This is a genomic window from Bacillus sp. P4_D3, from assembly GCF_056401855.1.
In genome coordinates this window covers 1-4910 of the sequence record NZ_JBFUIN010000237.1, presented here as the reverse complement: position 1 = coordinate 4910, position 4910 = coordinate 1, and the positions used below count along the sequence as shown (strand labels likewise).

The following is a 4910-nucleotide window of genomic DNA, read 5'->3' as shown; positions in this document are numbered from 1 at the left end:
AGCAGCTACATCCCAAACTGTCTTTATGTGAGAGACATCCACTTGATCGGCCACTGTAATCGAAAGAGCAAGTCCAAATGTAACCTTTGCCATCGCCGGAATTGATCGGCCTGAAAAAAACGGTAAAAAATATAAAAATGAAGTAATGCGACAAAACGCAAAAAACGTCGCCGCCCATAATTCCATATTCATTTCAGTTCACCTATCTTAGTACGAACGCAATAGCGATGGGATTTTATCAAATAAATCTAAAATAAGCATCGTTAACTCTTGAAACATCCACGGACCTAAAATGATAATAACGAGCACAATACTCGCCATTTTCGGTAAAAACGTCAGCGTTTGCTCTTGAATTTGCATCATCGCCATAATAACCGCGATAATAATAACGACAATCATACTTACAACGGCAATCGGCATTAAAATCATAACCCCTTTATAAAAAAAGGTTTGGAAAATATCTATAATTGGTGACGTATTCATTTATATGACTCCTATCACATAGCATCAAACGCTTCAGGCGACCGTCTTAAACATAATATCGACGATTTTTGTATATCCACCTAAATATACGAAAACGAGTATTTTAAATGGTAAACTTAAAATCATCGGCGGTACCATCATCATCCCAAGGTACATTAAAAGTGTACTAATAATTAAATCAATAAAGACAAACGCTAAATAAATGAACATCCCTGTAAGTAAACCTTTTTGAATTTGCGTTAACGTAAAGGATGGCACCAGCGTAAACAGTGAAAGATCCTTTAAATCTTTCGGCAACTCTTCTCCGCGCACTTTCAGCATCATTTTCAAATCATGCTTATACGTATGCTTCGACATATAATCTTTCATAATCGGAGCTGTCGTCTCCGCAGCTTGACTTACTGTTATTTTTTCTTTCGTCATCGGGTCCCACACATCACTCTTTAATTGACCAAGCACTGGCTGCATTGTAAACAGCGATAAAAATAATGCGAGTCCAACAAGCACTTGGTTTGGTGGTAAATTCATAACCCCAAGCCCTTGACGAGTAATCCCAAGAACAATCATAAAATAAGTAAAATGCGTAAATAAAAGAACGATAGAAGAAGATAATGATAGAAGGGTAACGAGCGCGAATAGTTGTACACTTGAATTACTCGTAAACTCTTTTCCATTTTCGAAATTAATAAAGCCGTTCGGGGCTGCATACGCTGGATTTACAAAAACAAATGAAAAAATAATAGAAAATACGAAAATAACGGCAAATAACGATAACTGTTTCTTTATTCTCATGATGGATCCTCTACTTTTTTCGTTTCACTCTTCACCGCGTCTTCTAGCGCTTGTTGAAACTGATTTCCTGTCCCTGTTAGCTGCACAGATTGTACACCGTTATTACTAATAACAGTGAACACTTGCTTTCCGTCCACTTCAAACAAAAAGGCGCTCGTTTGATGATTTAAATACACGCCGTCTTTCACTTGAATGTGTCCGTTTTCACCTTGCTTAAAAAACTGCTGTTTGCGCGTCTTTTTCGTCATATAATATGCACCATAGCCGAGCGCACCAAACAGTAAAACGACTTGAAATAAGGTCGTCATATACGACATATGACTCCTCCTCTACTCTTTATCCTGCATTTGATTTTGCGCCTTCATAAGCGCGGCATGTTTCTTATCAGCTTCAATTTCAGAAATAATAATGCCGAACTTCTCATCCATTACTATCGCTTCACCAATACCGACTTTCATATCACTTAAATATACATCTACTTTATGTCCTAAATTTTTCTCTACTTCAAGAACATCGCCAACTTTTAATTGCTTCACATCACCAAGCATAATAGATGACTTCCCAAGCTTTACTCCAAGTTCAATTGAAATATCTGAAACGGTATCAATATGTGCCTTCCCCGCTTCATTTCGCTTCCCGGCAAATTCTTCTAATCCCATTAATGACACAGGAGATACTTCATGCTTCATATAAATCCTCCTACTCTATAAAACTTTTAAATAGGAGCGCCTTACGCGTTCCATCTTTCCCGATAAAACAATTAAATTTATGTTTTCCATCTACATAACCACGTAGTTGGTCTGTTACTTTCGTATGAAGCGGAATAATGTCGCCTTCTTCAATTTTCTCAATCTCGCCCATTGTCATCTTTTGCTCACCAATCGCAACGTGAACAGGCTTGTACACTTGATTTACTTTCACTTCTACTTCAGACGTATACTTTTTACGCTTATCCGAAGAATGTTCGACAATATTTTCAGACGTCAACTTATCCATAATTTCTTCAACAGATAAGAACGGAATACCGATACGAACTGTCGTATTCCAAAAATCTGTTTTCATATTTACATTTAATAGTGAAATAATATCGCTCGCTGTCGTAATCTTCAGCGCATTCGGATCTGTCTCCGTCGTTACAAACTTCGGTTCAATCGCAACAACGCTTTCAAATGATTGTTGTAAATTTTTACAAAGAAGAGCAAATATATTATCAAGCGTTAAAAACTCAAACGCAGTTAACGGTCTACGCATCGTAAAGTTACGCTTACTATCTCCGCCAAGCCAGCATTCATGAATATAAATAACGAACGCTAAATCAATTTCAATTACGATTTCTCCAAGCTCTGGAAGGCCCAGATCAATAACGCAATATAAATAGTAATCTTTCGGCATTTTCTCCACATACTCACTCGTAAACGGAACTTGTTCAACGGTCGAAGGCTCTAGTTCAATCGGAATACGCATACGAGCTGACAACGTCTGTGACGTCTGTTTGCCAAAAGTCGACGCAATTGCTTGCAAACTACGTAAATGCTCAACACCAAACTTCTCCGGTCTATTAAAATCATACTCTTGAAATTTATCTTGCTTCCCTGCTTCTTGTGCGAAAGCTGGCATTTCCTCGCCTTCATTTACCGCCTTCAGCAGGGCRTCAATCTGCTCTTGGCTTAATTTATCGCCACTCATGAAAATCCCCTTCCCTACCTTTTCAATTCAACGATTTCAACGTACATTTTTCCATTCTTCGTCAAAATCTTTCCGGTTCCAATCTCTTCATTCTCAAGCATAAGACGCACCGTATTTTTCGTTGAATTTTCAAGACGATACAATGTACCTTTCGTAATATGAAGCAGATCTTCAATTTTCTTTTTTGTATTTCCGATTTCAAAATAAATTGTTAACGGAATATCATCTTGTAATTTCAATCTAGCCAACTCCCATATCATGTTCACGAAAATTCCATATTCTCTTTATATATAAATGAAATTTCTTATTTCGAAACGTCGATATTTAATATTTTTTTAATATATCCTTGCGTTTCTTTAAATGGCGGTACGCCTCCGTACTTTCTCACATTACCAGGACCAGCATTATAAGAAGCAAGCGCTAATACGAGATCACCGTTATTTTTCTTTAAATAACCGCTTAACTCTTTCACACCGCCCTCAATACTTTCAGCTGGTGAAAATGGATTTTTTATACCCATCTCTTTCACGTTTGCTGGCATAAGCTGCATCAGCCCCATCGCTCCTGCATGTGACACCGTTTTCGGATTAAAATTAGACTCTACTTCAATCATTTTTTGAATTAATGTTTTCGGAATTCCATATGTACGACTAGCGCGATCAATAATATCCTCATACTTACCCTCATTTGAAGAACGTATTTTCTGAATATTATACTTATTCGTTAATCCCCACGTATCAGTAGGCTCATTTTTCGTTTCTGGGAAACGTCGCTCAAACTCTTTTTGCGCGACTTGCACTTCATCCACTTTCTTCGTTTCAACTTTCTCCGTCTCCTCAAGCTTACTCGTTTCCTCTACTTTTATAGGCTCTACCGGTTTATTAACAACCGTTTCTATTTTCGTAGATTGTACCGGCTGACTCATATCTTCTACTTTTGCCGTTTGCGGAGTAACCTTCGTCTCCTTCGCAGGTTCACTCTGCAATTGATCTTGAAAACGACTACTAACGAACGCCTGCGGACTACTTAACTTTTGCTGAATTTGTCCTTTTTTATATGCAAGAACTTCTTTTACTATATTTCCAACTACCATAATATCACCTTTTCGATAAACAAAGATAATCTAATATTAGAGTTTTTTAAAAAAGTTTGCAATAATCCTTTGCAATAAAAAAATGACTACATTGTTAAACTGTTATTTTTTTATATTTATTAATTCAAATTTTAAGTTGACACCCGTTATAGCAAGGATTACAATAAATTCGAAATTGTTTTTTTTGTATATTACCGTTTTGTAATTAACAGAAAAGTCAATATAAAAAAATGGGGGTTCTTAACATGAGAATTAATACAAACATTAATAGCATGCGTACGCAAGAATACATGCGTCAAAACCAAGCTAAAATGAGTAACGCTATGGACCGTTTATCAAGCGGTAAACGTATCAACAACGCTTCTGACGATGCAGCAGGTCTTGCTATCGCAACTCGTATGCGTGCACGTGAAAGCGGATTAGGTGTTGCAGCTAATAACACACAAGATGGTATGGCATTAATCCGTACAGCTGATTCAGCAATGAACTCAGTTTCTAATATCTTACTTCGTATGCGTGATATTGCTAACCAATCTGCGAACAACACAAATACAAAAGATAACCAAGCTGCATTACAAAAAGAGTTTGGTGAATTACAAAAACAAATCGATTATATTGCTGGTAACACACAATTTAACGATAAAAGTCTTTTAGATGGATCTAACAAATCTATCAATATTCAAACTCTTGACTCTGCAGACCAATCAAAACAAATTTCAATTGACTTAAAATCAGCTACTTTAGAAGCATTAGGTATTAAAGACTTAACAGTTGGTTCAACTGAAAATGCACTTGCTAAAGCTACAATTTCAGCTTTAGATGCTAAAGACTTAGCTACTGAAGAACTTAATAAAGC

General features: G+C 36.7%; 9 protein-coding genes. 1 reads left to right on the top strand and 8 read right to left on the bottom strand.

The features are described 5' to 3' along the window. The 8 genes from AC1DTM_RS18175 to AC1DTM_RS18140 all read right to left on the bottom strand — a co-directional run. The coding region (locus AC1DTM_RS18175) for a flagellar biosynthetic protein FliR (RefSeq protein WP_477000603.1) at positions 1 to 192 on the bottom strand (192 nt) is incomplete at its 3' end. A 15-nt stretch (positions 193 to 207) separates the two neighbouring features. Next, positions 208 to 483 carry a flagellar biosynthetic protein FliQ gene (locus AC1DTM_RS18170; RefSeq protein WP_002011993.1) on the bottom strand — a complete coding sequence of 92 codons (276 nt, stop codon included), beginning with the start codon at positions 481 to 483 and terminating at the stop codon, positions 208 to 210. A 33-nt stretch (positions 484 to 516) separates the two neighbouring features. Continuing rightward, positions 517 to 1275: a flagellar type III secretion system pore protein FliP gene (locus AC1DTM_RS18165; RefSeq protein WP_002118006.1), complete on the bottom strand. Its 759-nt coding sequence runs from the start codon at positions 1273 to 1275 to the stop codon at positions 517 to 519. Then, positions 1272 to 1592 carry a hypothetical protein gene (locus tag AC1DTM_RS18160; RefSeq protein WP_000121176.1) on the bottom strand — a complete coding sequence of 107 codons (321 nt, stop codon included), beginning with the start codon at positions 1590 to 1592 and terminating at the stop codon, positions 1272 to 1274. The genes AC1DTM_RS18165 and AC1DTM_RS18160 overlap by 4 nt, the downstream gene beginning before the upstream one ends. Positions 1593 to 1604: 12 nt before the next feature. Next, the gene (locus AC1DTM_RS18155) at positions 1605 to 1964 is read right to left on the bottom strand and encodes a flagellar motor switch protein FliN (RefSeq protein WP_002202516.1); all 360 of its coding nucleotides are present in this window, start codon (positions 1962 to 1964) and stop codon (positions 1605 to 1607) included. A gap of 10 nt (positions 1965 to 1974) precedes the next feature. Then, positions 1975 to 2961 (bottom strand): flagellar motor switch protein FliM, encoded by a 987-nt coding sequence (gene fliM, locus AC1DTM_RS18150; protein ID WP_088098913.1) that lies wholly within the window; start codon positions 2959 to 2961, stop codon positions 1975 to 1977. Positions 2962 to 2975: 14 nt separating this feature from the next. Then, positions 2976 to 3200 (bottom strand): flagellar motor switch protein FliN, encoded by a 225-nt coding sequence (locus AC1DTM_RS18145; RefSeq protein WP_000775712.1) that lies wholly within the window; start codon positions 3198 to 3200, stop codon positions 2976 to 2978. Between the two features lie 65 nt (positions 3201 to 3265). After that, positions 3266 to 4054: a lytic transglycosylase domain-containing protein gene (locus tag AC1DTM_RS18140; RefSeq protein ID WP_477000602.1), complete on the bottom strand. Its 789-nt coding sequence runs from the start codon at positions 4052 to 4054 to the stop codon at positions 3266 to 3268. A gap of 245 nt (positions 4055 to 4299) precedes the next feature. On the opposite strand from AC1DTM_RS18140, the gene AC1DTM_RS18135 reads away from it, so the two are divergent. Continuing rightward, a partial coding sequence (locus tag AC1DTM_RS18135) for a flagellin N-terminal helical domain-containing protein (RefSeq protein WP_477000601.1) occupies positions 4300 to 4910 on the top strand: 611 nt, incomplete at its 3' end.